We start from the raw sequence: 24,910 nt of genomic DNA on the forward strand, positions 1-24,910 counted from the left end.
AGGAGGAGCGCTATGGATTACGAGACCCAAAGACGGCTCATGTGCGAGCTGGGCCGCAGACTGTGGGAACGGGGCTGGGTGGCCGCCAACGACGGCAACTTCAGCCGGAGACTGGGAGAGGGCCTCTTTTTGGTGACCCCCGCCGGGGTGAGCAAGGGCTTCCTCACCACCGACATGCTTCTGGTGGTGGACAGCCAGGGCCGGATGACCAGTCCGTCCTCCTACCGCCCCTCCTCGGAGACCCCCCTGCACCTGGCCTGCTACCGGGTCCGCCCCGATGTGGGCGGCGTGTGCCACGCCCATCCCCCCGCCGCCACCGCCTTCGCCTGCGCTCACATGGGCCTGGAGGAGCCCCTGCTGGGGGAGGCCGTCATGTCTCTGGGACCGGTCCCCTGCGCCCCCTACGGCCGCACCGGCACCGCTGAGCTGCCCGCCGCCGCCGCGCCCCTCATGGCCGACCACGACGCCATCCTCCTGGCCAACCACGGCGCCCTCACCATGGGTCCCGACCTGGAGCGGGCCTACTGGCGGATGGAGACCCTGGAACACACCGCCCAGATCCACCTCAACGTCCGTCTGCTGGGCGGAGGCGTGCCCCTGACCCAGGAGCAGGCCTCCGCTCTGAGAGGGGGCTGACAACCATGGAACCGCTCTTTCAGGTGGAGACCGCCCACGACGCCGATGCCTACGGCAACATGGTGACCGTCCACTACATGCTCCATCAGAAAAACCCCATCTGGGCCCTGTATATCCTGGCCGTGGTGGTGGCCGCCGCCATTTGGTGGCTGGCCGCCGCCGGGAACTACACCAACCTGGGCGCCCTGGGCACCGGCATCTTCTGCCTGGCTTTCTTCCTGCTGGGAGTGCCCTATGTGGACCGCTTCGCCGCCCAGCGGGTGTGCCGGCGGATGGAAAAGCAGGTGGTGAAGGCCGCCCGGAAAAACGGCGCCTACGGCAAGCCCATCCGCTACCGCTTCTTCGACGACCACCTGGACGCCGCCGACTCCTCCGGTTCCACGGAGACCCCCTACGACCAGATCACCGACCTGGTGGAGACCGCTGGCTACCTGCTGGTCTTTCTCAAGAGCGGCCAGTGCATCCTGGCCCGGAAAAAGGACTTCACCCTGGGAGACCCCGCCGCCCTCTTCCCCCTGCTCTCCCAGCGCAGCGGCAAGTCCCCCCGGACCTTCCAGATGCCGGAGAAGCGCCGGTGAAAAAATCCCCTCTTGCATGACGGGCGGGTTTCTGTTATACTGGTCCCATTCTATGGAAAGAAGGGTCTGGTGAGTCCCTGTGGACCAACCTCCGCCTAGTCAGTGTATGATATGTCTTTTTAAGGGCAGCCTTAGCCGCAGGGCATAGGGCTGTCCTTTTGCGCGCAATTTTCCCCTTCCGCACCTCCCCGTCCCCCTTTCCTGGAACTACATTTAATTAAAGAAAGTTGAGTTGATCGTCCTTATGGACCCCCAAAGTATCACAATGATCGCGGTCTTGTTCCTGATGGTGGCTTTTTCCGCCTACTTCTCCGCCACGGAGACCGCCTTCACCTCCCTCAACCGCATCCGCCTGAAGAGTAAGGCCGACGCCGGCGACCGCCGGGCCGCCCGCACCCTGGCCCTGGCGGAGGACTATGACCGGCTTCTGTCCACCATCCTCATCGGCAACAACATCGTGAACATCTCGGCCTCCACCCTGGGCACCGTCCTCTTCACCAAGCACGTGGGCACGGCCTACGGCCCCGCGGTGTCCACCATCGTGCTCACCGTGGTCATCCTGATCTTTGGCGAGATCTCCCCCAAGAGTCTGGCCAAGGAGCAGCCCGAGGCCTTTGCCATGTTCTCCGCCCCCATCCTGCGGCTGCTGATGCTCATTCTCCGCCCCCTGAACTTCCTCTTCGCCCAGTGGAAGCGGCTGCTCAGCCTGGTCTTCCGCCACAGCTCGGACAGCGGCATCACCGAGGAGGAGCTCATCACCATGGTGGACCAGGCCGAGACCGAGGGCGGTCTGGACCAGGACGAGAGCCAGCTCATCCGCTCCGCCATCGAGTTCGGCGACCTGGAGGTGGACGAGATCCTCACCCCCCGGGTGGACATCGTGGCGGTGGAGGACACCGATACCATGGACGACATCGCCAAGGCCTTCGCCGAGAGCGGCTACTCCCGGCTGCCGGTCTACCATGAGGATATCGACAACATCGTGGGCGTCATCCACGAGAAGGACTTCCACGCCGCCCGCTACCACGGCCACGACGACGTCTCCGCCATCGTCTCCACCGTGCTCTACACCACCGCCAACACCAAGATCTCCGACCTGCTGCGCATCCTCCAGAAGGCCAAGGCCCACATGGTCATCGTGGTGGACGAGTACGGCGGCACCGAGGGCCTGTGCACCATGGAGGACATCGTGGAGGAGCTGGTGGGCGAGATCTGGGATGAGCACGATGAGGTCATCGAGGAGTTCAAAAAGCAGCCCGACGGCAGCTACCTCATCTCCTGCAACGCCAACCTCACCGATCTCTACGACCTCTTCTCCATCAAGGGGGAGAGCGATTCCACCACCGTTTCCGGCTGGGTCATGGAGGAGGTAGGCCGGGTGCCCGAGGAGGGCGACCACTTTGTCTACGAAAACCTGGACGTCACCGTCACCAAGGTGGACCACCGCCGGGTGCTGGAGATCCGGGTGGTGGTGCTGGAACAGCCCCGGGACGAGGAAAAACCCGAAAAGTAAAACGAACCCCCGGCGGTCTCAGACCGCCGGGGGTTTTGTGCTTCTTATGCCTTTGCCTGCGTCTTTGCCGCCGCCACGAAGGCCCGGAAGAGGGGGTGGGCCTTGTTGGGCCGGGACTTGAACTCGGGGTGGAACTGCACGCCCACAAACCAGGGGTGGTCGGGGAGCTCCACCGCCTCCACCAGCCGGCCGTCCGGGGAGAGGCCGGCCAGCACCAGTCCCTTGGAGGTGAGGGCCTCCCGGTAGTCGTTGTTGAACTCGTAGCGGTGCCGGTGCCGCTCGGAGATGTCCTGGACCCCGTAGGCCCGCTGGCAGGGGCCGCCCGGCGTGGTGAGGTGGCAGGGGTAGGCCCCCAGGCGCATGGTGCCGCCCTTGGCGGTGACTCCCACCTGGTCGGGCATGAGGGCAATGACGGGATAGGGGGTCTCCGGGTCCAGCTCGCTGGAGTGGGCGCCGGCAAGGCCGGCGGCGTGGCGGGCGAACTCCACCACCGCCATCTGCATGCCCAGGCAGATGCCAAAATAGGGTACCTTATTCTCCCGGGCGTACTTCACGGCGGCGAGCATGCCGTCGATGCCCCGGCTGCCGAAGCCGCCGGGTACCAGCACCCCGTGGCAGCCCTCCAGCGCCTGGGCGGCGTTGTCGTCGGTGAGGGTCTCGGAGTCCACCCAGCGGATGTCCACCTTCACGTCGTTGATGATGCCGGCGTGGGCCAGGGACTCCACCACGGAGAGGTAGGCGTCGTGGAGGCCCACGTACTTGCCCACCAGGGCGATCTCCACATGCTCCCTGGCCGCCTTCTCCCGCTCCACCAGGGCGGTCCACTCGATGAGGTCGGGGGGCGTGGCGGTGAGGCCCAGACGGCGGCACACCGCTCTGGCCAGTCCCGCCTCCTCCAGCATCAGGGGGACCTCGTAGAGAGAGGAGGCGGTCAGGTTCTCGATGACGTTCTCCGGGGGAATGTTGCAGAAGAGGGAGATCTTCTTCCGGATGTCGTCGGGGATGGGATACTCGGAGCGGCAGACGATGACGTCGGGCTGAATGCCCAGGCCCAGCAGCTCCTTGGCCGAGTGCTGGGTGGGCTTGCTCTTGAGCTCGTCGGAGCCGGGGACGGCCACGATGAGGGAGACGTGGAGGTACATGACGTCCTGCCGCCCCACCTCGGCAGCCACCTGCCGGATGGCCTCCAGGAAGGGCTGGGACTCGATGTCGCCCACGGTACCGCCGATCTCGGTGATGACCACGTCCACGTCGCCCCGGCGGCCCACCCGGTAGATCCGGTCCTTGATCTCATCGGTGATGTGGGGGATGACCTGGACGGTTCCGCCCAGATAGCCGCCCTCCCGCTCCCGGTTGAGGACGGTCCAGTAGACCTTGCCCGAGGTCACCGAGGAGTCCACCGTCAGATCCTCGTCGGTGAAGCGCTCATAGTGGCCCAGATCCAGATCGGTCTCGGCGCCGTCGTCGGTGACAAAGACCTCGCCGTGCTGAAAGGGATTCATGGTCCCCGGGTCCACGTTCAGGTAGGGGTCGAACTTCTGGAGGGCCACCTTCAGCCCCCGCTGCTTCAGAAGCCGCCCCAGAGAGGCCGCCGTGATGCCCTTGCCCAGGCCGGAGACCACGCCGCCGGTAACGAAAATATACTTGACCGCCATATTACATTCCTCCCATCGTTTGATGGGACGCCATTGCCCCGGGACCCCGTTGCCCCATAAAAAATCCTTTCTATTTTATGCGCCTAAAGGGCCATCGTCAAGGGGTCGGGAGGAAAAAAACAGCGGTGTTTTTTCTCAGCCCGCCAGATCGGGGAAGGCAATCCGGCCCCAGTCGTCCACCTGCCAGCCGCCGCTGCCGTCGGGGATGAGCCAGAACACGTAGGTCCCCTCCCCCTGGGGGGCGTCCGCCGAAAAGTCGGCGTAGAGGACCAGCACGTCGGCCCGGTCAAGGCCGCTCCCCTGCCCCTTGCCATTTTCCAGATAGGTCTGGACGTGGTAGCGGGCGTAGAGGGGCAGATACTGGGGAGAGCCCTCCAGGGGCGTCCCCCAGCCCTGCCCTTCCAGCCAGGCGGACAGGGCGTCCATGCCGGCGTCTACCTGCTCCCAAGTGAAGGGGTCCTCCTCCTGGGCCAGGGCGGAGCAGTAGTCCATCATCCTGTCATAGGGGCTCGTCTGATAGGCATAGGCAGGACGGTACCAGAAAACCTCACCCTCGATGGTGATGCGCAGAAGGCCGTCCTCCTCCAGGAAGAGGAGCTCGTCGCCGCTCTCTGTCTGATAGCGCACCGCCTCACCCTCGATGGTCTCCGGCCCTTGGCCCTCCATCCACACGAAGGTTTGGAGGTACCAACGCACCTCACCCGACAGGAACTCCGGGTTGTGGAAGGCCAGCCTGCCCTCGCTGCTGCCCGGGTCGCCGTCCAGATAGAAGAGGCTCTCCAGCGTGCCGGCCTGGCCCGCCACCTGCCCGATGGTGCTCCACAGGTCCCCGGCGGGCACCCCCTCCAGGAGGGTGAAGGTGAGGCCCTCCAGGGTCTCGGCGTCGTACTTCTCCTGGTACCACTCCATGGCCGCCTGGACCGGGTCCAGGAGCCCGGGCCGGTGACCCTGGTCCACCTGGGCCTGGAGGTCGGCGTAGTACTCCGCCGCCGTCACCTGGATGCCGTAGGGCAGCTCCCTGCCCCAGCCGCCGTAGTTGTTGTCAAAGCTGCCCTCCACGCACCAGATGCCGCCGCTGCCCTGGGTGACAGGCTGGGAGAGGAGGAGGGTCAGGGAGACGGCGTAGTCGGCGCTGTGGACCTCCACATAGCGGTGCTCTCCCGTCCACAGGAAGGGCCGGTTCAGCTCCGCCCCGCTGTAGGGGGTGAGGCCGTTGCGTACGATGAAGTCGGCCTGGATGTCGGGGATGCGGGAGCAGACATACTCCCAGCGCCGGTAGTCCGCGCTGTCGGTGTCCTGGTCACCGTCTGCGGTGAAAAACTGCACATCGGTGGGGTACGCCATGCCGTAGTACCACTCGCCATCCCGGGCAAAGATGGTCTGGCCCGCCCCTCCGTCCACGGCCAGGTAGTTCTGCTCGTACTCCACCTGGTCATAGCGGAAGAAGGAGAACAAAAAGCCCATGGGGGCGTCGAAGTCCTCTATGCCGGCCTCATAGCTGGAGCGGTGGTAGACCCTGGGGAACACCGGCTCCGAACCGTCTCCCAGATCCTCGTCAAAGAGGACCATGGTGTCCTCCACAATGTCGGTGGGGATGGCCAGGGTGAGCCCGCCCCCCAGGTCATAGAGGGCAGCGTCGGTAAAGAGGGCGTCCGGGGCCACCGTGGGCGCCTGGGTTTCGGCGGGGGCCGACACCTCCGAGTCAGGGGGCACGGTGGCTGTGCCGCCGATCAGGGAACAGCTCCCCAGCAGCAGGGCCACACACAGGGTCAGCGCCAGGGCGGCAGGGCCTCGTTTTGTGCCGTTCACCAGATCCACCAGCCTTTCCTTCAGATGCTCCTTTTCCTCGCACAGGGTGGTGACCACCAGCCCCTTGGGAGGCTCCGCCGCCAGGGAGAGCAGTGTCTCCCCGTACCTCCGTCGCTCCGGGTCGGACAGCGCCCCCGCCGCCGCCTCGTCACAGGAGAGCTCGCACCGCCGGGCCATCTCCCGGCGGAACACCGGCATAAGCGGGTTAAACCAGTGGAGGCTGGTCACCACCGCCGCACACCACTTATAGAGGAGGTCGTGGCGGCGCAGGTGGGTGAGCTCATGGCGGAGGATGTCCTCCAGCCGCCCCCGGTCCTCCACCCCCTCGGGCAGAAACACGGTGGGCCGCAGCAGCCCCAGGGCCATGGGACAGGGGATATCGGGGCACACCGCCAGGGCGATCTTCCCGCCGGGGTCCAGCTCCTTCAGCACCTCCAGCGCCACCGGACCGGGGGCGTGGCTCCCCCGCCGGACCAGCCTGGCAAAGCGATGGTAACTCCGGCCGTACCGGCCCAGGCTGAGGGCAAAGCCCAGGACCCACACTGTGAACCACAGGGCGGGCGAGGTGAGGACGTCCCCCCAGTCCACCGCCGGGGCGGCGGAAGTTACCGTCATTCCTCCCCCATCGGGGACCGACGGCCCACCGCCTGAGCTTGGGGACTGCCCCCCTTGATCTGTGGGCGGAAACAGAACGGTGGTCCCGCCGGTCCAGCCGCCGGCCGGGTTGGTCATCACCACACCGGTAACGGTGGTGGAATACGAATAGACGGGGACGGGCAGATCCACCCACACCGGCACACACAGCCGCAGCAGCACCAGCAGCCACAGGTAGTAGCCCGCCGCCCGGCTGATGCGGCGGCCCAGCAGGTGGAGCGCCCCCATGAGGACCACCCCCAGCACCGAGCCCAGCAGGCTCAGCCGCAGCAGGGTGAGGAGAAAACCGGTCATGCGTCCTCCCCCCTCTCCTCCCACAGCCTGTCGAAGAGATCCCTGAGCTCGGCCACATCCTCCCGGTCCAGCTGCCGCCGCTCCACCAGGGCGGCCACCAGATCCTTGGCCTTGCCATCGTAGAGCTTTTCAATGAGGGTGCGGGTCTTGTAGTCCCCCAGCTCCTCCCGGCTCACCAGGGGGCGGTAGTGGTACACCCCCCGCTTCTCCTGGGCCACCGCTCCCTTCTCCAGCAGCCGCCTGAGAAGGGTTTTTACCGTGTCGCCGCTCCAGCCCTTCCGGGCGGTGACGCCCTCCTTCACCTGGGCCAGGGTCAGGTCCTCACCCTGCCACAGCACCTCCATCACCTCCAGCTCTGCGTCGGTGATCTTCGCCTCCCGCTCCCACATACGGGTATCCCCCTTTCATGTAAACGAGGTTACAGTTGTACCCTTTGTGTGTAGGGTACAACTGTAACCTCGTTTTGTCAAGGTAGGATGGGTAACAATTTGGCGTCAGAAAAGCGCCCCAGACTTGAGGTCCGGGGCGCTGCGGCGGCAGAGGGATTTATCTGTGATAGAGCTTATTGGTCTCATAGGTGGGCTCGCAGGTGAGGCGCATGCCCAGCTTGGCGTAGGTGCCCGAGTCGGGGGCGGAGAGGATGACCGAGGCGTGGGCCTCGCAGTCCCGGAGCTGCTCCAGGCAGTCCAGGGCCTGCCGGGCCAGGGGGTTGGTGGTGGCGGAGATGGCCAGGGCGATGAGGACCTCGTCGGAGTGGAGCCGGGGGTTGGCGCTGCCCAAGTGCTTGACCTTCACGGTCTGGATGGGCTCGATGGCCTCCCGGGAGATGAGGTGGTGCTCATGGCCGATGCCGGCCAGGCGCTTGAGGGCGTTGAGAAGGGTAGTGGAGGAGGCGCCCATGAGGTCGGTGGTCTTGCCGGTGACCACCTCGCCGTCGGGGAGCTCGATGGCGGCGGCGGGCTTGCCCGTCTCCTCGGCCACGGCCAGGGCGGCGCCCACCACCGGGCGGAGGGAGGCGTCGGCCTTCACCTGCTGCATGAGGAGCTCCAGCTTGTAGACCGGCTCGTCCCCGCAGCGGCCCTGCCGGCGGTCGCACAGGGCGGCATAGTACCGGCGGACAATCTCCTGCCGGGCGGCCTCGCACACCACGTCGTCGTCCACGATGCAGTTGCCCACCATGTTGACCCCCATGTCGGTGGGGGACTTATAGGGACACTCGCCGGTGATCTTCTCAAAGATGGCGGAGAGGACGGGGAAGATCTCCACGTCCCGGTTGTAGTTCACCGTGGTCTTTCCATAGGCGGCCAGGTGGAAGGGGTCGATCATGTTCACGTCGTTGAGGTCGGCGGTGGCCGCCTCGTAGGCCAGGTTCACCGGGTGCTGGAGGGGCAGGTTCCAGATGGGGAAGGTCTCGAACTTGGCGTAGCCCGCCTTGACCCCCCGCTTGTACTCGTGGTAGAGCTGGGAGAGGCAGGTGGCCATCTTACCGCTGCCGGGGCCGGGGGCGGTGACCACCACCAGGGGGCGGGAGGTCTCGATATAGTCGTTCTTGCCATAGCCCTCGTCGCTGACGATGAGGGAGACGTTGTTGGGGTAGCCGGCGATGGGGTAGTGGAGGAAAACCTTCATGCCCAGGTCCTCCAACCGCTTCTTGAAGGCGTCGGCAGCGGGCTGGCGGTCGTACTGGGTGACCACTACGCTGCCCACGTACAGGCCCTGGGCCCGGAAGGCGTCGATGAGCCGGAGCACGTCCACGTCGTAGGTGATGCCCAGGTCGCCCCGAATCTTGTTCTTCTCGATGTCGCTGGCGCAGATGGAGATGACCATTTCCACGTCGTCCTTGAGCTCCAGCAACATGCGGATCTTGCTGTCGGGCGCGAAGCCGGGCAGCACTCGCGAGGCGTGGTAGTCGTCAAAAAGCTTGCCGCCAAACTCCAGGTAGAGCTTGTCCCCGAACTGGGCGATGCGGTTCTTGATGTGGGCCGACTGGGTCTCCAGGTATTTTGCGTTGTCAAAGCCGATTTTTTTCATCTGCACCCCTCCATGCCGTATTTATTACATAATCGTTTTATTTTACCCTCTTTCCGCCCCCGCCGTCAAGGAATTCTGTTTATCGCCGCAAAAAAGCGGTCTCCGGAAGATCAGATTCCGGAGACCGCTTATATAAGGGCGGATGAAATCAGGCGGGATAGTCGATGATGATGGTGTCGATGCTCTGCCAACCCTCGTCATCGGCGCCGAAGGAGCCGTTGGCGTCCTTGGAGACGGTCAGGGTAACGGTCTGGTCGGCCAGATAGCCCACATTGTCCATCTGGGCCTGCACCAGGTCGATAATCATGTTGGCATACTCGATGCTGTAAGCGTCATACTCGGCGTCGGTCATACTGGCCAGCGCCTCGCCGTCATACTTGGCGCTGAAGTCGTTCAGAGGAGCGTAAGTACCGGACTCATAGACCTCCACGGCGCGAGTGACCACGTCGATGGGGCTGACAGTGACGTCCACGGTGTAGCTGCCGTCGGCCTGCTCCACAGGGGTACCCACGGTGTACTTGGAGTGGGTGTAGATCTCGGTGATGAGGTCGATGATCTCATTCTTCACGGTGGTGTCCAGGGTGTCGAAGCTCTCGTCGTTCTCAGGCATCACGATGCCCCAATACAGAGAGAAGTACTCAGACTCGGCCAGAATGTTCTGGAGATGGCCAGCCTCGGCCTCGTCGGCGGTGATACCCACCAGAGACAGATAGGACTCGCCGTACTTACCCAGGTAGAGCTCGTCCAGGTTGCCCTGCACCAGAGCCTGGGCCTCCTCACCGGTGATGGTGAAGGGGATGGAGGAGAGGACCACGGTGCTCGTCTCGCTGTCCCAGCCCACCTCAAGACCAAGGGCAGTGGACACGGCGCGCACGGGCAGATAGGTGGTGCCATCCACGGCAAAGGGCTCCACCGCCTTACCGTTGGCGTCGGTGAGGGTGAGCAGGGTGCCATCCAGGCTCACCTTGATGTCGGCGTAGTCCGCCTGGAGGGTCATGCCGATGGTGCGGCCCTTGGCAGGGATATCAGTGGTCTGGGTGGTGACCTCGCCGCCGCTGGTGAGGGCCACGGTGCTGGTGTCGGCATGCCACTCCACGTTCAGACCCAGGGCGCCGGCCACGGCACGCACGGGCAGGTAGGTGGTACCGGCCACGGCGAAGGGCTCCACCTTCTCGCCGTTGGCGTCGGTGAGCACCAGGTAGGACCCGTCCAGCATCACCTTAATATCGGTGAAATCGGCCTGAATGGGCTGAGAGCCGGTGAGGGCCAGAGCATTGCCGGCCAGGCCGGCAGTGAGTGCCAGAGTGAGCAGCCCGCAGGTCAGGCCGTGCATGGGTTTGTTGTGCATTGGGTAGGACTCCTTTCCATTCTCAAAATACCACCTTATTTTAGTTCCCGCGCAGCCGCTTGTAAAGCCCGCAGCCTGAAATTGTTACTTTTCTTTCCAAGCCAAATACCATTTTCCAGTCCAGTATTATGTTACCCATTTCCGTTTGTACTGGACATTTGACCCCATCCGGCGTACAATATGCATCATTGGATATGCCGGACCTATCTACCCCGGCAGCCATGCCAAAGTGCTGAAAAAAGGAGCCAATTATGCAGTCTATGATAGAGATCCTGGCCCGTGAACTGGGCCGTGACCCCATCCATGTGGAAAACGTAGTCAAGCTCATCGACGAGGGAAACACCATTCCCTTTATCGCCCGCTACCGGAAGGAGCTCCACGGCGCCATGGACGACACCACCCTGCGCACCCTGGCCGACCGGCTCCAATACCTCCGGAACCTGGACAAGCGCCGGGAGGAGGTCAAGGCCTCCATTGAAAACCAGGGCAAGCTCACCGAGGAGCTCTCCGCCGCCATCGACGCCGCCGCCACCCTGGCTGAGGTGGAGGACCTGTACCTCCCCTACAAGCCCAAGCGCCGCACCCGGGCTACCGTGGCCAAGGAAAAAGGGCTGGAGCCCCTGGCGGACGCCCTCTTCGCCAAGGGGAGCCCCGTGGACCCGGCGGCCCTGGCGGCGGACTTCATCGACCCTGAAAAGGGCGTAGAGACGGTGGAGGACGCCCTCCAGGGGGCCAACGACATCATCGCCGAGGCCGTCAGCGACGACGCCGCGGTCCGCAAGGCCCTGCGGGAGCTCTACCTGCGCCGGGGTGCCCTGGTCTCCCGGGCGGCAGAGGACGAACCCGCCGACACGGTCTACCGCCTCTACTACGACTTTACCTCCCCGGTGAACCGGGTCCAGGGCCACCAGGTCCTGGCCATCAACCGGGGTGAGCGGGAAGGCGTCCTCAAGGCCGGGGTGGAACTGGACGCTGAGGCGGCCAAGGTGGCGGTCCGCCGCCAGGTGGTGCCCGGCCGGGCGGCCATGGACTTCGTCCGCGCCGCCGCCGACGACGCCTGGGACCGGCTCTTGAAACCCTCTCTGGAGCGGGAGATCCGCAATACCCTCACCGAGCAGGCCGACGAGGGGGCCATCCACAACTTCGCCCTCAACCTGAAGCCCCTCCTCATGCAGCCGCCGGTGAAGGGTTTTGTCACCATGGGCCTGGACCCGGGCTACCGCAATGGCTGCAAGGTGGCGGTGGTGGACGCCACCGGCAAGGTGCTGGACACGGCGGTGGTCTACCCCACCTTCAACGACCGGAAGAAGCAGGAGGCCATCGACACCCTGGCCAAGCTGGTGAAGAAGCACGGCGTGCAGCACATCGCCATCGGCAACGGCACCGCCAGCCGGGAGACCGAGCAGATGACGGTGGAGCTCATCAAAAAGGTGGGCGGGGACCTCTCCTATATGATCGTCAGCGAGGCGGGGGCCAGCGTGTACTCCGCCTCCAAGCTGGCCGCCGAGGAGTTCCCCGACTACGACGTGAACCTGCGCTCGGCCGTATCCATCGCCCGGCGGCTCCAAGACCCCCTGGCCGAGCTGGTGAAGATTGACCCCAAGGCCATCGGCGTGGGCCAGTACCAGCACGACATGCCCCAGGCCCGGCTGGACGAGACCCTCTCCGGCGTGGTGGAGGACTGCGTCAACGCCGTGGGGGTGGACCTGAACACCGCCTCCGCCCCCCTCCTCCTCCGGGTGTCCGGCCTCAACAACACCACCGCCAAGAACATCGTCAAGTACCGGGAGGAGAACGGCGCCTTCACCGCCCGGAAGCAGCTTCTGAAGGTCCCCAAGCTGGGACCCAAGGCCTTTGAGCAGTGCGCCGGCTTCCTGCGGGTGCCCGAGAGCAAAAACGTGCTGGACAACACCGCCGTCCACCCGGAGAGCTACGCTGCGGCGGAAAAGCTCCTCTCCCTGTGCGGCTGCGACCTCTCCGCCGTGAAGGCGGGCGCCCTCACCGACCTCCGGGACCGGGTGTCGGCCTACGGCGAAGCCGCCGCTGCCGAGGCCTGCGGGGTGGGTATCCCCACCCTCCGGGACGTGGTGGGCGAGCTCATGAAGCCGGGGCGGGACCCCCGGGACGAGCTGCCCAAGCCCATTCTCCGCACCGACGTACTGGAGATGAAGGACCTAAAGCCCGGCATGGAGCTCACCGGCACCGTCCGCAACGTCATCGACTTCGGCGTCTTTGTGGACATCGGCGTCCATCAGGACGGCCTGGTCCACATCTCCCAGCTCAATACCCCCCGCCGTGTGAGCCACCCCTCCCAGGTCTGCGCCGTGGGGGACGTGGTCACCGTCTGGGTGCTGGACGTGGACGAGAAGAAGAAGCGCATCAGCCTTACCATGAAAAAGCCCAAGGACCAGACCATATAAGGAGGTTCTGTCATGAGCATGCTCGGCTTCGATGAGGTGGGCCTTCTGCTGGACGACATGGCCGAGGAATTCCCGCCGGAGTTCTTTGACGAGCTCAACGGCGGGGTGGCCCTGCTGCCCGAATCCAAGGCCGACCCGGAGTTTCCGCCGGGGGAAATGTATATTCTGGGCGAATACTGCAACGACATGATGGGCCGGCACATCAACCTCTACTACGGCTCCTTCGCCGCCCTGGCGGAACTGGAGCACTGGACGGAGGAGGATTGGGAGGATGAGCTGTGGGACACCTTCTCCCACGAGTTCACCCACCACATCGAAGGTCTGGCCGGAGAGCGTGGCCTGGAGATCAAGGACGAGGCCTATCTGGAGGAACAGCGGTCCCTGCAGGACCAGTGACCTTTGGAACAGAAACAGCGGCGTTGGAATCCTCCAACGCCGCTGTTTTAATCCTGTTGTTCCGGAACATAGGCCACTACATCCTCGATCCGGCAGTTGAAGAGCCGGCACAAAGCCTCCAAGGTGTTGGTGGAAACCGACTCCCCCGCCTTCAGCCGCCGGACGGTGGAGCTGCTGATCCCCCCCTTGACCTGTAAGGTATAGGTGGAGGCGCTCCGCTGCCGCATCAGTTCCCACAAAGGCTCATAGGAGATCATGGTCCACCTCCCTGGCAGTTTCTCCTTGACATATAACCATTATTGCCTATAATAGTATGAAAGCGTGATAGGCAATATTGGCTATCATCCCAATAGAAAATGAGAGACAGGTGGACCTGTCTGAGGAAGGAGTTATGGAGTGATGAGTAAATCCAGCGATATTTTGGAGTTTCAGCCCGGCGAGCAGGAGCTCAAGCGAATCAAGGGCGATTTTTGGGGCACCAGCGCCGGCAGGGCCCAGGTCCCCGGCACCTACATCTTTACGGACCGCCGCATCCTGTTCCGGGGCAACGGCCTGGTGGAGGCCCTGCGGGTGGTCTTTTCCCTTCCTTACAGCGCCATTGTGTCCATGGAGCCCTACAATGTTTCCCTCTTCATCCCCACGGGCATCCGGGTCAACACCCAGGACGGCAAGACCTTCCGTGTCTCCGTCCTCAAGCGCAAGGAGATCATTGCCTTCATTGAGGAGCAGCGGCAGAAGCAGGGCTGACGGTACTTCTCCCGCCATTTTCAACTGCATATAATGAAACTACCGGTGTGTGAGCATGCTCACACACCGGTAGTTTCATTTCTGCCAGTCGGCGGGATAGACGAAGTAGAGGAAGCGGACCTTCCCCCTGGCGGAGAACTGGATCTCGCTGCCCCGGGGAATATGAATCACCTCGCCGGGGCCGGCGGACACCGTCTCCCCCGCCACCAGGATGTCCAGCCGCCCGTCAATGACATAGTCCATCTCGTCGTAGGTGAGCTTCCAGGGGAAGGTGGTCTGCTCCATGACCATGAGTCCGCAGCCCAGCCGGGGCGCCTCCTCCAGGGAGAAGAGGTCCCGGGTCCACACCCGGTCCCCATTCTTCCCCGTGTCCAGCCGGTCGGCCTCCCGGACCTCCAGCCGGGGCACCGCCACCGCGCGCACCCCGTGGGCGGCGGGGCGCTCCGGCGCCGGGGTGCCCCCCAGCTTCTCCAGCAGCACCTGGCGCACCAGCTTTTCCAGGGCTGACTTGTCCACATCTGCCATGTTCATCTCTCCTTTCGGGTGAGGAGCATGGCCACCGCCACAGCGGTGATGCCCCCCGTCAGCTTGGCCACGATCATGGGGAGGATCATGGCCTCGTCAAAGCCCGCCGTAAAGCCCAGGTGGTCCCCAAAGACGAAGGCCGCCGACACGGCAAAGGCCACGTTGACCACCTTGCCCCGGCGGTCCATGGCGGCCACCATGCCGAACATGGGGATGTTGTTGGCCAGGGTGGCCACCAGCCCCGCCGCCGCCACATCGTTGACCCCCAGCAGCCGCCCCAGCTTCAGCAGGGGCTTTTGAAAAACCTTGGTGATGGCAAAGACCAGGGGGAAGGCCCCGGCCAGGACGATGGCGATGTGCCCCACCACCTCGAAGCCCTCCCCGATGGGGGCAAGGCCGGGGATGAGGACCAGGCCGGTGAGGGACTCCACGATGGCGGCGGCCAGGCCCACGGTGATAACGGCCACCACCACCCTGCCGAAGATGGCAAAGCCCTTTACCATGGCGCTGGGGATCTTCCACAGCCCCAGGGCCAGGAGGAGGGCGATGAGGACGATGGGGATGAGGTTCCGGAGCACCATGCCCACCGGGAAGCCGGCGGTCAGGCCGCCCAGGAAGGCCCCCAGGGGGATGGTAACCACGCCGCAGAGCACCCCCCGGGCCAGGGGCTCCAGGTCCTCCTGCTTCAGGATGCCCAGGGCCACCGGGATGGTAAAGACGATGGTGGGGCCCAGCATGGCCCCCACGATGAGGCCGCCGAACTGCCCCGCCTCCGGCGTGAGAGCCAGCTCCCGGGCCAGGGCGGCGCCTCCCATGTCATTGGCCAGGATGGTGCCGGCGAACATGGCGGGGTCAGCCCCCAGGAAGGTGTAGACCGGCACCACCACCGGCCGCAGCAGGTCGGAGAGGACGGGTGCCAGGCAGAGGATGCCGATCATGGCCAGGGCCAGAGAGCCCATGGCCAGAATGCCCTCCTCGAACTTCTCCCCCAGGCCGAAGCGGTTCCCCGCGATGCGGTCCAGGGCACCCAGCACCAGAAAGACGGCCATGAGGCCGATGATGATCTCGTTGACGGACAATGGGCTCCCCTCCTCTCAGGACTCCACCCGGTCCACGATGCCCACGATGGCGGCGTCCACGGGGAGGTTCTCCCCCGCCGCCTTCCGGGCGCCGCTCCCCCCGGTGACCAGCACCCTGTCCCCCGGTCCCGCCCCCGCCTGGTCCGCGCACACCAGGGCGGGGCCCTGGTGGCCCTCCGGGGACACCAGCAAAAAGGTCTGGCCGGTCAGCGCCTCCGCCTTTCGGGTGCACCACACGCTACCGACGACGATCCCTAACAACACAAATGCCCATCTCCCGCAGCCCCCGTTCCAGGGCCATGAATTTTTGATAGATGCCCAAGGGGGCACACTTGCGATAGTCCTTGTACTCCAGCCCCGACTCCAGGACCTGGACCTTTTTCCCCTCCAGCAGGGCCCGGAGCACCGCCCCTTCCCCGTCGGTGAGGACCAGCCCCAGGGACAGCGAGCCCATCTGCTCCACCGGCAGCCGGGTGATGACCAGGGCCCCGTCCCGCGTCTCCAGTTCCATGGGAACACCTCCTCAGCCCGTCTGGTATTTGCCCGCCTTCAGCTGGATCATCATGATCCACATCAGGGAGGAGAGCCGGTTGAGGCCCAGGATGATGTCCTCCCGGGTCACCCCGCCGTTCTCGTCCCGGAAGGCCCGGTAGGCGGCAAGTTCCGTCTGCCGGGCCACCGCGCGCACCTTGTTCACCGCCAGGATGGCGGGAGAGTCGGTGTATCGGATGAGGAAGTGGCCCTGGCCGTAATATTTTTCCGGGTAGTGGGACCGCTCCCGCAGCTCCGCCGGGGTCAGGCCGCAGAGCTTGACCTCCCCCACCGGCTCCTCCAGCACGTCGAAGCGGATGAAGCGCCGGACAAAGTCCAGCACCTCCTCCAGCTCCTCCGCCAGGGCGGGCACCCCTTCCCGGACGCACACCTGCTGGCACAGGGCGATCTCCCCCTCCAGCAGGTCGATCATCCCCCGGAAGGCGATGCGGGGGTGGTCCTTGAAGACCAGGATGTTGCCCTTCAGATGGGTCATGTGCTCCGGTTTCTCCGTCAGCACGGCCCCGAAGAGGGTACGGTACTTCCCCGCCCCCTCCTGGTCCTCCTCCCCCTTGCCCTGGGGGTAGACCACCTCCACCCGGTGCTCCCGGAGGAAGGACCGGGCGGAGGGGGTGAGGACGTCCCCCCGGGCCACCACCACCGGCCCCCGGGTGCCGTTGTCCGACATCTGCCGGACCCGCGCCTCCGTCAAGAGGGCCACGGCTTAACCCTCCCGGTCGAATTCCCCGGCCTTGTGGGGCAGGATGCCGTCCACCTCGGCGTGGGGGCGGGGAATGACGTGGACGGAGATGAGCTCCCCCACCTTCTCGGCGGCGGCGGCGCCGGCGTCGGTGGCCGCCTTCACGGCGCCCACATCCCCCCGGACCATGACGGTCACCAGACCGCCGCCCACCTGCTCCTTGCCCACCAGCTGGACGTTGGCCGCCTTCACCATGGCGTCTGCCGCCTCAATGGCCCCCACCAGTCCCTTGGTCTCCACCATACCCAGTGCGTTTGTGTTTGCCATTTGCTTTGTACTCCTTTCCTGTTGGGGCTGTTCCCCCCTGTCCGCTGTCTGCTTCGCTGTCCCGCCGCCCTTGACGGCGGCGGCCAGGCTGGTCAGCTCCTCCTTGGCCGGGGCTTTCTGCCTCCGTGCCCCGGAGGGCTTCTTTTCCTCTTTGTCCGCCCCCTTGGCGGCCACCGCCGCCTCCCGCAGGAGGTCGGCGGCGGGATCATACATGATCCCCTCGGTCTGGACCCGGTCCTGGAGGTCCTCCCCCGGCTGGGGGACGGGCAGCTCCGGGCCTTCGGTATTTTTTGCTCTCATCTCATGTCAGCCTCCTGACGATCTGGTCCACCAGCTCCCGGAGGAGGGCGTCGTCCACCGCCGGCCGCCCGGCGCTCTGCCATGGGGCGGCGGCAGCGCCGCCCCGCAGCTCCTCCAGCTCCTTCACGCCCCAGGCCACCCGCTTGATGTTGATGAGGTCCAGAGGGCCGATGTTGTTGGAGGAGGAGGAGCCCCCCACCGCGCCGCACCCCAGGGTGAGGGCGGGGAAGAGGCAGGTGGTGGCGCCGATGCCGCCCAGGGCGGAGGGGGTGTTCACCAGCACCCGGCTGGCGGGGACGGCCTGGGCAAAGCGTTTGACCACAGCCTCGTCCTCGGCGTGGATGGAGAAGGTGTGGCCCGCACCCTCCCACTCCAGAATCTCCACGCAGCGCCGGAGGACGGCCTCCTCATCCTGCTCCACGTAATAGGCCAGGATGAGGCCCAGCTTCTCGCTGGAGTAGGGGTAGCCGGGGCCCACCCCCGTCTCCCGGGCCACCAGCACCCGGGCGGTGGCCGGCACCTTGTCCAGCCCGGCCAGCTTGGCCACCGTCTCCACGCTCTTGCCCACGATGGCCGGGTTCATGGTGCCGTTGGCGCGCAGGATAAACTTGGAGAGCTTTTTGTGCTCCTCGTCGCTGAGGAGGTAGGCTCCCTGGCGTCTGAGCTCCTCCGACACCGCCCCCTCCATGGCCCGTGTGGTGACGATGGACTGCTCGCTGGCGCAGATGGTGCCGTTGTCAAAGGTCTTGGAGTCCAAGATCCGCTTCACCGCCTGGGCGACGTTTGCGGTATGGTGGATATAGGCCGGACCGTTGCCCGCCCCCACGCCGATGGCCGGGGTGCCGGAGGAGTAGGCCGCCTTGACCATGGCGGCGCCGCCGGTGGCCAGGATGAGCCGGGTGTGGTCGTGCTTCATGAGGGCGCTGGTGGCCTCCAGGGTGGGGGTGGCAATGCAGGCGATGGCCCCCTCGGGAGCCCCCGCCTGCCGGGCGGCTTCGGAGACCACCTTCACCGTCTCGCCGATGCACTTGATGGCGCTGGGGTGGGGGGAGAAGATGATGGGGTTGCCCGCCTTTATACAGATCATGGCCTTGTAGATGACGGTGGAGGTGGGGTTGGTGGAGGGCACCAGCCCCGCCACGACCCCCACGGGCACCCCGATGTCGATGGTCCGCTTCTCCCGATCCTGGGCCAGGATGCCGTGGGTCTTTTCCTCCTTGATGGCGTCGTAGAGGGTGAGGGCGGCAAATCGGTTCTTGATCTCCTTGTCCTCCGCCTTGCCGTAGCCCGTCTCCTCCACCGCCATCTGGGCAAGCCGCCGGGCGTGCTCCGCCCCGGCCTTGGAGATGGCCGCCGTGATGCGGTCCAAATCCGCCTGGCTCATGGCCGCCAGGGCCCGCTGGGCTTCCCTGGCCTTGCCCACCAGGTCCCGGACCTCCTGGATGGAGCGCAGGTCCTTGTCCAGTTTCATGGGTTCTGTCATATTCACACCTCCCTGGGTTGTCCGGCCACATTCAGCACCGCCTGGGCGAATGCCTCGCATGCAACCCACCGGATGTTCCATCCGGTGGGGACCCGGTCCTCTTTACATGCTCGGGGCAAATGAATTGCCCCTGCGCCAAGGTTTTGGGCCACGGGCCCAAAACGCTTGTGCGCGCCTTCGGCGCGGCTCGCTTCCGCTCGCAGGCCGCCTGTTCTTTTCTCCATGCCTCAGACCTCCCTCGGACACCCGGCTACATCCAGCACCGCCGCCGCGAACGCCTCACAGGCGGCCTTGCAGGCACTCTGGGTGCCGGTGAGGAGCCCGCCGCCGAAGTTGGTCTCGCTGGGGGGCTCAAAGAGGGCGGCCAGGGTCACATCGGCCGCCTTCATGGCCTCGTCCAGCCCCACCACCGCCTCCAGGGGCGGCGCGATGAGGTAGGCCAGGGCCTCCCCCTCCCGCACCCCGGCGGTCTTGGAGAGGTAGCTCCCTGTCCGGGATACGGTGTGGGCGAAGTAGACGATGGAGTCGTCGGCGTTGGCGGAGCGGAAGCCCACCCCGCTCTCGAAAAATTCCACCGCCGCTCTGAGCCCGCTCTTCACCTCGGAGGGGTTGGGCCCGGCCAGGATGCCGATGACCTCCCCCGCCAGCTTGGTGTTGGCGTTGGCCGCGCCTGCGTAAAGGCTCCGGCCATAGACCACCTCCACGGCGGCGGCCTTGGTGGCCTCGTCCAGGGCGCAGTAGGTCACGTCGTCGCTGTCGGCGGTGAGGATGCCGATGGACCGGAACTCCGGCCTTAAACCCAGCTTTTCCGCCAGGGAATCGGATACATTGGCGATGGTGCGGGTGGCCAGGGCGTTGCATTTGAGAAGGTCTCCCGTCATGCCCCCACTCCTCTCGCCAGTTCGATGCCGGAGGCCTTTTTCTCCAGCATGGTTTTTACCAATTCCGCAATATGAGCACCCGCCATTCCCCGCCCGTCGGAAATGAATTCCGCCGGGCTCCGGCGCATCCGCGCCGCCCCGCTGTGCGGGGCCCCGTGGAGGCCGGTCTTGTCAGCGCAGATCAATACCGCTCGCCTTCCTTTCCAGCATGGTCTTAATTAACTCGGCGATATGTGCCCCGGCCTCCACCGCCGTTGTCCCCTGACTGTGGATATTGGAGATGACGGTCCGCTTGGATTCCGGGATACCGATGTGGGCGCCGTAGGTGAGGTAGGCCGACATGGACTCCGCCGTCACCAGGCCGGGCCGCTCCCCCACCAGCATGCACACCACCTCCGCCCCGGTGAGCTCACCGATGTGGTCGGAGGCGCCCACCCGGCAGTACTTTACAAAGAGGGTGGGGCCGGGGTCGATGCCGTAGCTCTTCAGACCCGCCCGGATGGCCTCCATACAGTCGGCGGCGTTGGCCTCAATGGCGGCGGAACTGAGGCCGTCCCCCACCACCAGGGCCACCTTGGGGGCATGGCCCAGGGTCTTCCGGATAAGGGCCTGCTGCTCGTCGTCAAAGCGGCGGCCCTTGTCGGGCCGGGTCAGGTACTCGTCCTTGTCTTTGCACAGGGTGTGGAGAGGCACATAGCCCTGGGCCTTCACAAAGTCCTCGCTGACGTGGGAGAAAACCGAGTCCTGGGCGGCGGCGTGGTCGCACCGCATGCGGAGCATGGTCTCGGTTTTGTACCGTGCCCCCGCCCGGCCCATGCCCAGCCGGGCGGGAGTCTTGGCCTTCAGCTCCAGGAAGGCGGGGCCGTTTTTCGGATTCTGGACCAGGTAGAGCCGCCGCAGGTCGATGGCGGCGATGTCCTGGAGCTCCCCGCCCTCGACTGCCGGACCGGGCTCCATGGGGTGATAGTCGGCCCCCTTCACCTGGGGGGTGGGTGCCTGACCCATCAGGTCGGCTACCATCCGCTCTACCAGGGCCCGCAGTTCTTTGTCATTCAAAGTTGAAACCTCCTTATAGGCTTCCCCTGGGGGAAGCTGGCAGCCCGCAGGGCTGACTGATGAGGGGAAAGGCCCCAGTCCGGCTTAGCTTCGGGCGGCTGCTCGCCGCCTCATGCCAGCAGAACCGAGCCGTCCCCCGCCAGGGGGGTGAGCTTTCCGTTCTCCACAAAGCCCATCCTCTCCAGCCAGTCCTGGAAGGGCCTGATGGCGGTGAGACCGAAGAGCTCCCGGAGGGCGGCGGTCTCATGGTAGCCGGTGGTCTGGTAGTTGAGCATCACGTCGTCGCCGTGGGGGATGCCCATGAAATAGTTGCACCCGGCGGCGGTGAGGAGGACGGCCAGGTCCTCGATGTCGTTCTGGTCGGCCTTCATGTGGTTGGTGTAGCAGGCGTCACAGCCCATGGGGACGCCGGTGAGCTTGCCCATGAAGTGGTCCTCCAGCCCCGCCCGGATGACCTGCTTGGAGTTGTAGAGGTATTCCGGGCCGATGAAGCCCACCACGGTGTTGACCAGGAAGGGCGCAAAGTGCCGGGCAAAGCCGTAGCACCGGGCCTCCATGGTCACCTGGTCCCAGCCGTTGTGGGCCTCGCTGGAGAGCTCCGAGCCCTGGCCGGTCTCGAAGTAGAGGACGTTGGGACCGGTGGCGGTTCCCTCCTTCAGGGCCAGGGCCCGGGCCTCGGCGATGGTGTCGGCATTGAATCCGAAGGCCTCGTTGCCCTTCTGGCTCCCGGCGATGGACTGGAAGATGAGGTCGGTGGGAGCGCCCCGGCGGATGCACTCCATCTGGGTGGTGACGTGGGCCAGCACGCAGGTCTGGGTGGGGATGGCCCAGCGCTCCTTCACCTCCTGGAATCGCTCCAGCACCCGGGTGACGCTCTCCACCGAGTCGTCCACCGGGTTGAGGCCCAGCACCGCGTCCCCCACCCCGAAGGTGAGGCCCTCCAGCAACGAGGCCAGGATGCCGTCCGGGTCGTCGGTGGGGTGGTTGGGCTGGAGCCGGGCCGACAGAGTCCCCGGCTCCCCGATGGTGGTGTTGCAGGTGGCGGTGACCCGGATTTTCTTGGCGGCGTAGATGAGGTCCAGGTTGCTCATGAGCTTGGCCACCGCCGCCACCATCTCGCTGGTAAAGCCGTGGGAGAGCCGCCGGATAGCCGCTCCGTCGTTCTTTTCATCCAGCAGCCACTCCCGCAGCTCCCCCACCGTCCAGTTCCGGATTTCTGCAAAAATCTTCTCGTTGATACCGTCCTGGATGATGCGGGTCACCTCGTCCTGTTCATAGGGGACGGCAGGCTCGTTCCGCAGATCGGCCAGGGTGAGGTTGGCGAGCACCACCTTGGCCGCCACCCGCTCCTCGGCGTTCTCGGCGGCGATGCCCGCCAGCCGGTCCCCCGACTTTTCCTCGTTGGCCTTGGCCATGACCTCCCGGATGGTATGGAAGTCATAGACATGGCCCAGCAGCTTGGTCTTTAAATTCATAGGTTCCTCCTCTCCCGGCGTTCCCCGCCGGGCACACTGTTTGAAAAGGCCAGGGTCTTGACCACCACCGGCAGCACGCTGCCCCCGGCCACGGGGGCGCCGATGTCCAGATAGTCCCCCTCCCGGACGCTCACGCCGTCCAGGCACAGCAGGGGGCTGCCCCCCATGGCCTGGCCCAGGACCTTGGCCATATCCCGCTCCACCACCACCACGGGGAAGTACCCCGCCGTATACATAGGCTCCAGCCCTGCCCGCAGGCCCCGGGCCAGTTCGGCCACCCGCCGATAGGGGGGTGACACCTCGCCGGTGAGGGCCAGGGCCACCTGGCATAACCCCTCCTGGTCGGCGTACCGCTTGAGCCTTCGCTCCACCGCCGCCGCCAGGGCCTCGGCGTCCCCCTGTTCCTCCCCTTCTGTGAGCCGGAGGACGGGGAGGTTTTTCAGGGGGAAGGCCACCTCCCGGCAGTGGATGGTGGAGCCGGAGACCTCCACCGAGTGAGCCCCCGCCCCCACCACCGTGGCCCGGATGGTCTCGGCGCCCCGGACCAGTTCATAGCCCGCCCCCTCCAGACGCCGCCGGAGGGCAGGACCCAGCAGCGGTCCCATGTCCCCAAAGGCCCGCCAATCTGGCGGTGGGGCCCACATGCAGTCGGCCACGCCTCCTGAAAAAGAGAGGACCTGGACGTCCTTGGGAATGGCCTTTTCCAGGACTTCCGTCATGGCATCGATAAGGGGGGCCAGCCCGGCGGCCTCCACCCGCTGTCCCAACGCCGGCACTAAGCTGGACCATGGTTCCAAAACCGGGGAACGGTAGATCACCCGGCCCTCCCGGTCCAGCTTCAAAAGCCGCCCGCCGATGTCCAGGCAGTCGGTATCCAGGAGGCTCCCACAGTCGTAGAGGGCCAGGTTGGAGGTCCCGCCGCCGATATCAAAGTGTAATACTTTGCACCGATGTTCCCTGGAGTATTCATCCGCCCCCCCTCCCCGGGCGGCCAGGATGGACTCCAGGTCGGGGCCGGCGGTGGCCACCACGAAGTCCCCGGCAAACTCCGAGAGGGCGGCCAGGACCGCTCGGGCGTTCTCCTTCCGGGCAGTCTCTCCGGTGATGATGACCGCCCCCGTCTCCACCTCCTCCCGGCGGAGCCCCGCCTTTTGGTACTCCGACCCCACGATGGACCGGACGCCGTCGGCGTCGATGACGGTGTCCGAGAGGAGGGGCGTAAAGTGGATGGCGCTGCGGTAGACGATCTCCCGCTCCGTGATGGCCACCCGGGGCACTGTGAAGGGGCTGGCCCGGTTTTCCAGGGTCAGGTGGGAAATCACCAGTTGGGTCGTACTTGTACCAATATCGATGCCCACCGATTTCAGGATCTCCCTCACGGCCGTCCCCCCAGTCCTCCGGCCCGGGAGAGCAGATCTTTGATCTCCGCTGCCGTCAGGGGGATGGGATTGGCCGCCATACAGCCGTCGGCCAGGGCGGCGGCGGACAGGTCGTCCAGGGTGGCCTTCAGTTCCTCCGGCTCCACCGGCAGCCGGTCGGGGAGGCCGAGGGCGGCACGCAATCGGGCCAGAGCGGCGGAGAGGGCCCTGGGGGTGCCCGCCAGGCCGCAGGCCTTGGCCAGGGCGGCGTACCGGGCCGCCGCCCGGCGGTCCCCGGCGTTGCGGAGGACCACAGAGGGCAGCAGCACGGCGTTGAGCCGGCCATGGGGCAGGTGGAACCGCCCTCCCAGGGCGTGGGCCATGGCGTGGCAGGCCCCCAGCCCGGCGGCGTTGAAGGCCATGCCCGCCATGCAGGAACACAAAAGCATGTCTCCCTTGGCTCCCAGGTCTCCGACAAAGGCGGCGGGCAGCCGCTCATAGGCCAGGGCAAAGGCTTTCTCGGCCAGGGCGTCGGAGAAGGGGCTGCTCCCTTTTGCCACATAGGCCTCTGCTGCGTGGGTCAGGACGTCCATACCGGTATCGGCGGTGACCTTGGGCGGCACCCCTTCCAGGAGGCTGGGGTCCAGGATGGCCGTCTCCGGCAGAAGCCCCTCCTCCACCAGGGGGTATTTGACGCCCCGCTCGGTGTCGGTGAGGACGGCGAAGGCCGTCACCTCGCTGCCTGTGCCCGCCGTGGTGGGGATGCACCACAGGGGCGGGCGGCCCTTGGAGAACCAGCACATGGCCTTGGCGCAGTCCATAGGGGAGCCACCGCCGAAGGCCACCACCGCGTCGGGACCAAAGCCCTCCAGGGCAGCCACTCCCTCGGCCACCAGCTTCAGAGAGGGGTCGGGCTCCACCTTGTCAAAAATCTCCACCGGCCCGGTGAGCCGCTCGGCGGCCCTCTTTGCCAGGCCGGAGGAGGAGAGAAAGCCGTCGGTGACCAGCAGCACCCGCTTCCCCGCCAGCCGTTCCAGGGCGCCCAGCGCCCCCGGGCCGAACCAGATCTCCGGCCGGATCGCAAATCGTTCCATACCCGTCCTCTTTTCTTGCC

The 24,910-nt window shown here is 65.7% G+C and carries 24 protein-coding genes; 6 read left to right on the forward strand and 18 right to left on the reverse strand.

Annotation, left to right across the window (positions count from 1 at the left end):
- The first annotated feature begins 12 nt into the window (after window positions 1-12).
- The 3 genes from Q0K15_RS02055 (at window position 13) to Q0K15_RS02065 (ending at window position 2,727) form a co-directional block, all read left to right on the forward strand.
- The gene (locus Q0K15_RS02055; RefSeq protein WP_294511399.1) at window positions 13-636 is read left to right on the forward strand and encodes a class II aldolase/adducin family protein; all 624 of its coding nucleotides are present in this window, start codon (window positions 13-15) and stop codon (window positions 634-636) included.
- 5 nt (window positions 637-641) lie between these two features.
- Window positions 642-1,214, forward strand: coding sequence for a YcxB family protein (locus Q0K15_RS02060; protein ID WP_294511401.1), 573 nt, complete (start codon window positions 642-644; stop codon window positions 1,212-1,214).
- Between the two features lie 244 nt (window positions 1,215-1,458).
- Window positions 1,459-2,727, forward strand: a complete 1,269-nt coding sequence (locus Q0K15_RS02065) for a hemolysin family protein (protein WP_294511402.1) — start codon at window positions 1,459-1,461, stop codon at window positions 2,725-2,727.
- A 44-nt stretch (window positions 2,728-2,771) separates the two neighbouring features.
- Here Q0K15_RS02065 and Q0K15_RS02070 read toward each other — a convergent pair whose 3' ends face one another.
- From Q0K15_RS02070 to Q0K15_RS02090, 5 genes are all read right to left on the reverse strand, one after another.
- Entirely contained in the window at window positions 2,772-4,382 is a 1,611-nt protein-coding gene (locus tag Q0K15_RS02070) for a CTP synthase (protein ID WP_294511404.1), read from the reverse strand.
- A gap of 135 nt (window positions 4,383-4,517) precedes the next feature.
- The gene (locus tag Q0K15_RS02075) at window positions 4,518-7,139 is read right to left on the reverse strand and encodes a M56 family metallopeptidase (RefSeq protein WP_294511406.1); all 2,622 of its coding nucleotides are present in this window, start codon (window positions 7,137-7,139) and stop codon (window positions 4,518-4,520) included.
- The gene (locus Q0K15_RS02080; RefSeq protein ID WP_294511409.1) at window positions 7,136-7,528 is read right to left on the reverse strand and encodes a BlaI/MecI/CopY family transcriptional regulator; all 393 of its coding nucleotides are present in this window, start codon (window positions 7,526-7,528) and stop codon (window positions 7,136-7,138) included. The genes Q0K15_RS02075 and Q0K15_RS02080 overlap by 4 nt, the downstream gene beginning before the upstream one ends.
- Window positions 7,529-7,685: 157 nt before the next feature.
- Window positions 7,686-9,170 (reverse strand): DUF1846 domain-containing protein, encoded by a 1,485-nt coding sequence (locus Q0K15_RS02085; RefSeq protein ID WP_294511412.1) that lies wholly within the window; start codon window positions 9,168-9,170, stop codon window positions 7,686-7,688.
- A 148-nt stretch (window positions 9,171-9,318) separates the two neighbouring features.
- Window positions 9,319-10,518, reverse strand: coding sequence for a copper amine oxidase N-terminal domain-containing protein (locus Q0K15_RS02090; protein ID WP_294511414.1), 1,200 nt, complete (start codon window positions 10,516-10,518; stop codon window positions 9,319-9,321).
- 251 nt (window positions 10,519-10,769) lie between these two features.
- Between Q0K15_RS02090 and Q0K15_RS02095 the strand changes: the two genes are divergently transcribed.
- Window positions 10,770-12,938 carry a Tex family protein gene (locus Q0K15_RS02095; protein ID WP_294511417.1) on the forward strand — a complete coding sequence of 723 codons (2,169 nt, stop codon included), beginning with the start codon at window positions 10,770-10,772 and terminating at the stop codon, window positions 12,936-12,938.
- A 12-nt stretch (window positions 12,939-12,950) separates the two neighbouring features.
- Window positions 12,951-13,334, forward strand: a complete 384-nt coding sequence (locus Q0K15_RS02100) for a metallopeptidase family protein (protein ID WP_294511419.1) — start codon at window positions 12,951-12,953, stop codon at window positions 13,332-13,334.
- Window positions 13,335-13,381: 47 nt separating this feature from the next.
- Here Q0K15_RS02100 and Q0K15_RS02105 read toward each other — a convergent pair whose 3' ends face one another.
- Window positions 13,382-13,591 carry a helix-turn-helix transcriptional regulator gene (locus Q0K15_RS02105; RefSeq protein ID WP_294511422.1) on the reverse strand — a complete coding sequence of 70 codons (210 nt, stop codon included), beginning with the start codon at window positions 13,589-13,591 and terminating at the stop codon, window positions 13,382-13,384.
- A gap of 142 nt (window positions 13,592-13,733) precedes the next feature.
- Here Q0K15_RS02105 and Q0K15_RS02110 point away from each other — a divergent pair, with 142 nt between their 5' ends.
- Window positions 13,734-14,081: a hypothetical protein gene (locus Q0K15_RS02110; RefSeq protein WP_294511425.1), complete on the forward strand. Its 348-nt coding sequence runs from the start codon at window positions 13,734-13,736 to the stop codon at window positions 14,079-14,081.
- Window positions 14,082-14,156: 75 nt separating this feature from the next.
- On the opposite strand, the gene Q0K15_RS02115 is transcribed toward Q0K15_RS02110, so the two are convergent.
- The 12 genes from Q0K15_RS02115 to Q0K15_RS02170 all read right to left on the reverse strand — a co-directional run bounded on the left by Q0K15_RS02115 (window position 14,157) and on the right by Q0K15_RS02170 (window position 24,890).
- Window positions 14,157-14,606 (reverse strand): cupin domain-containing protein, encoded by a 450-nt coding sequence (locus Q0K15_RS02115; RefSeq protein WP_294511427.1) that lies wholly within the window; start codon window positions 14,604-14,606, stop codon window positions 14,157-14,159.
- A gap of 2 nt (window positions 14,607-14,608) precedes the next feature.
- Window positions 14,609-15,685 carry an ethanolamine utilization protein EutH gene (eutH, locus tag Q0K15_RS02120; protein WP_294511430.1) on the reverse strand — a complete coding sequence of 359 codons (1,077 nt, stop codon included), beginning with the start codon at window positions 15,683-15,685 and terminating at the stop codon, window positions 14,609-14,611.
- A gap of 15 nt (window positions 15,686-15,700) precedes the next feature.
- Window positions 15,701-15,949: a EutN/CcmL family microcompartment protein gene (locus Q0K15_RS02125; protein ID WP_294511433.1), complete on the reverse strand. Its 249-nt coding sequence runs from the start codon at window positions 15,947-15,949 to the stop codon at window positions 15,701-15,703.
- A complete protein-coding gene (locus Q0K15_RS02130) occupies window positions 15,924-16,196 on the reverse strand; it encodes a hypothetical protein (RefSeq protein ID WP_294511436.1) in 273 nt (90 codons plus the stop codon). Before Q0K15_RS02130 ends, Q0K15_RS02125 begins: the two co-directional genes overlap by 26 nt.
- Window positions 16,197-16,208: 12 nt before the next feature.
- Complete coding sequence (locus Q0K15_RS02135; protein WP_294511439.1) at window positions 16,209-16,937, reverse strand: ATP-binding protein; 729 nt, start codon at window positions 16,935-16,937, stop codon at window positions 16,209-16,211.
- A gap of 3 nt (window positions 16,938-16,940) precedes the next feature.
- Window positions 16,941-17,243, reverse strand: coding sequence for a BMC domain-containing protein (locus Q0K15_RS02140; protein ID WP_130849036.1), 303 nt, complete (start codon window positions 17,241-17,243; stop codon window positions 16,941-16,943).
- Window positions 17,244-17,544: 301 nt separating this feature from the next.
- On the reverse strand, window positions 17,545-19,014 hold the full coding sequence (locus Q0K15_RS02145; protein ID WP_294511510.1) for an acetaldehyde dehydrogenase (acetylating): 1,470 nt from the start codon (window positions 19,012-19,014) through the stop codon (window positions 17,545-17,547).
- Between the two features lie 239 nt (window positions 19,015-19,253).
- Window positions 19,254-19,907 carry an ethanolamine utilization microcompartment protein EutL gene (gene eutL, locus Q0K15_RS02150; protein WP_294511442.1) on the reverse strand — a complete coding sequence of 218 codons (654 nt, stop codon included), beginning with the start codon at window positions 19,905-19,907 and terminating at the stop codon, window positions 19,254-19,256.
- Window positions 19,908-20,078: 171 nt separating this feature from the next.
- Window positions 20,079-20,963 (reverse strand): ethanolamine ammonia-lyase subunit EutC, encoded by an 885-nt coding sequence (eutC, locus tag Q0K15_RS02155; RefSeq protein WP_294511445.1) that lies wholly within the window; start codon window positions 20,961-20,963, stop codon window positions 20,079-20,081.
- A 110-nt stretch (window positions 20,964-21,073) separates the two neighbouring features.
- The gene (locus Q0K15_RS02160) at window positions 21,074-22,438 is read right to left on the reverse strand and encodes an ethanolamine ammonia-lyase subunit EutB (protein ID WP_294511448.1); all 1,365 of its coding nucleotides are present in this window, start codon (window positions 22,436-22,438) and stop codon (window positions 21,074-21,076) included.
- Window positions 22,435-23,817: an ethanolamine ammonia-lyase reactivating factor EutA gene (locus tag Q0K15_RS02165; protein ID WP_294511452.1), complete on the reverse strand. Its 1,383-nt coding sequence runs from the start codon at window positions 23,815-23,817 to the stop codon at window positions 22,435-22,437. Before Q0K15_RS02165 ends, Q0K15_RS02160 begins: the two co-directional genes overlap by 4 nt.
- Window positions 23,814-24,890 carry an iron-containing alcohol dehydrogenase gene (locus tag Q0K15_RS02170; protein WP_294511455.1) on the reverse strand — a complete coding sequence of 359 codons (1,077 nt, stop codon included), beginning with the start codon at window positions 24,888-24,890 and terminating at the stop codon, window positions 23,814-23,816. Before Q0K15_RS02170 ends, Q0K15_RS02165 begins: the two co-directional genes overlap by 4 nt.
- Window positions 24,891-24,910 lie beyond the last annotated feature (20 nt).

Source organism: uncultured Intestinimonas sp. (assembly GCF_944387245.1).
Classification (GTDB): Bacteria; Bacillota; Clostridia; order Oscillospirales; family Oscillospiraceae; genus Intestinimonas.

What these genes read in the sequence shown, in the direction of transcription:
- Q0K15_RS02075 (WP_294511406.1), bottom strand. Translation starts at nt 7,139, where the DNA reads ATGACCGGTTTTCTCCTCACCCTGCTGCGGCTGAGCCTGCTGGGCTCG.
- Q0K15_RS02110 (WP_294511425.1), top strand. Translation starts at nt 13,734, where the DNA reads ATGAGTAAATCCAGCGATATTTTGGAGTTTCAGCCCGGCGAGCAGGAG.
- Q0K15_RS02080 (WP_294511409.1), bottom strand. Translation starts at nt 7,528, where the DNA reads ATGTGGGAGCGGGAGGCGAAGATCACCGACGCAGAGCTGGAGGTGATG.
- Q0K15_RS02090 (WP_294511414.1), bottom strand. Translation starts at nt 10,518, where the DNA reads ATGCACAACAAACCCATGCACGGCCTGACCTGCGGGCTGCTCACTCTG.
- Q0K15_RS02170 (WP_294511455.1), bottom strand. Translation starts at nt 24,890, where the DNA reads ATGGAACGATTTGCGATCCGGCCGGAGATCTGGTTCGGCCCGGGGGCG.
- Q0K15_RS02065 (WP_294511402.1), top strand. Translation starts at nt 1,459, where the DNA reads ATGGACCCCCAAAGTATCACAATGATCGCGGTCTTGTTCCTGATGGTG.
- Q0K15_RS02140 (WP_130849036.1), bottom strand. Translation starts at nt 17,243, where the DNA reads ATGGCAAACACAAACGCACTGGGTATGGTGGAGACCAAGGGACTGGTG.
- Q0K15_RS02085 (WP_294511412.1), bottom strand. Translation starts at nt 9,170, where the DNA reads ATGAAAAAAATCGGCTTTGACAACGCAAAATACCTGGAGACCCAGTCG.
- Q0K15_RS02095 (WP_294511417.1), top strand. Translation starts at nt 10,770, where the DNA reads ATGCAGTCTATGATAGAGATCCTGGCCCGTGAACTGGGCCGTGACCCC.
- Q0K15_RS02100 (WP_294511419.1), top strand. Translation starts at nt 12,951, where the DNA reads ATGAGCATGCTCGGCTTCGATGAGGTGGGCCTTCTGCTGGACGACATG.
- Q0K15_RS02060 (WP_294511401.1), top strand. Translation starts at nt 642, where the DNA reads ATGGAACCGCTCTTTCAGGTGGAGACCGCCCACGACGCCGATGCCTAC.
- Q0K15_RS02115 (WP_294511427.1), bottom strand. Translation starts at nt 14,606, where the DNA reads ATGGCAGATGTGGACAAGTCAGCCCTGGAAAAGCTGGTGCGCCAGGTG.
- Q0K15_RS02070 (WP_294511404.1), bottom strand. Translation starts at nt 4,382, where the DNA reads ATGGCGGTCAAGTATATTTTCGTTACCGGCGGCGTGGTCTCCGGCCTG.
- Q0K15_RS02130 (WP_294511436.1), bottom strand. Translation starts at nt 16,196, where the DNA reads ATGGAACTGGAGACGCGGGACGGGGCCCTGGTCATCACCCGGCTGCCG.
- Q0K15_RS02160 (WP_294511448.1), bottom strand. Translation starts at nt 22,438, where the DNA reads ATGAATTTAAAGACCAAGCTGCTGGGCCATGTCTATGACTTCCATACC.
- eutL (WP_294511442.1), bottom strand. Translation starts at nt 19,907, where the DNA reads ATGACGGGAGACCTTCTCAAATGCAACGCCCTGGCCACCCGCACCATC.
- Q0K15_RS02145 (WP_294511510.1), bottom strand. Translation starts at nt 19,014, where the DNA reads ATGAAACTGGACAAGGACCTGCGCTCCATCCAGGAGGTCCGGGACCTG.
- Q0K15_RS02055 (WP_294511399.1), top strand. Translation starts at nt 13, where the DNA reads ATGGATTACGAGACCCAAAGACGGCTCATGTGCGAGCTGGGCCGCAGA.
- Q0K15_RS02105 (WP_294511422.1), bottom strand. Translation starts at nt 13,591, where the DNA reads ATGATCTCCTATGAGCCTTTGTGGGAACTGATGCGGCAGCGGAGCGCC.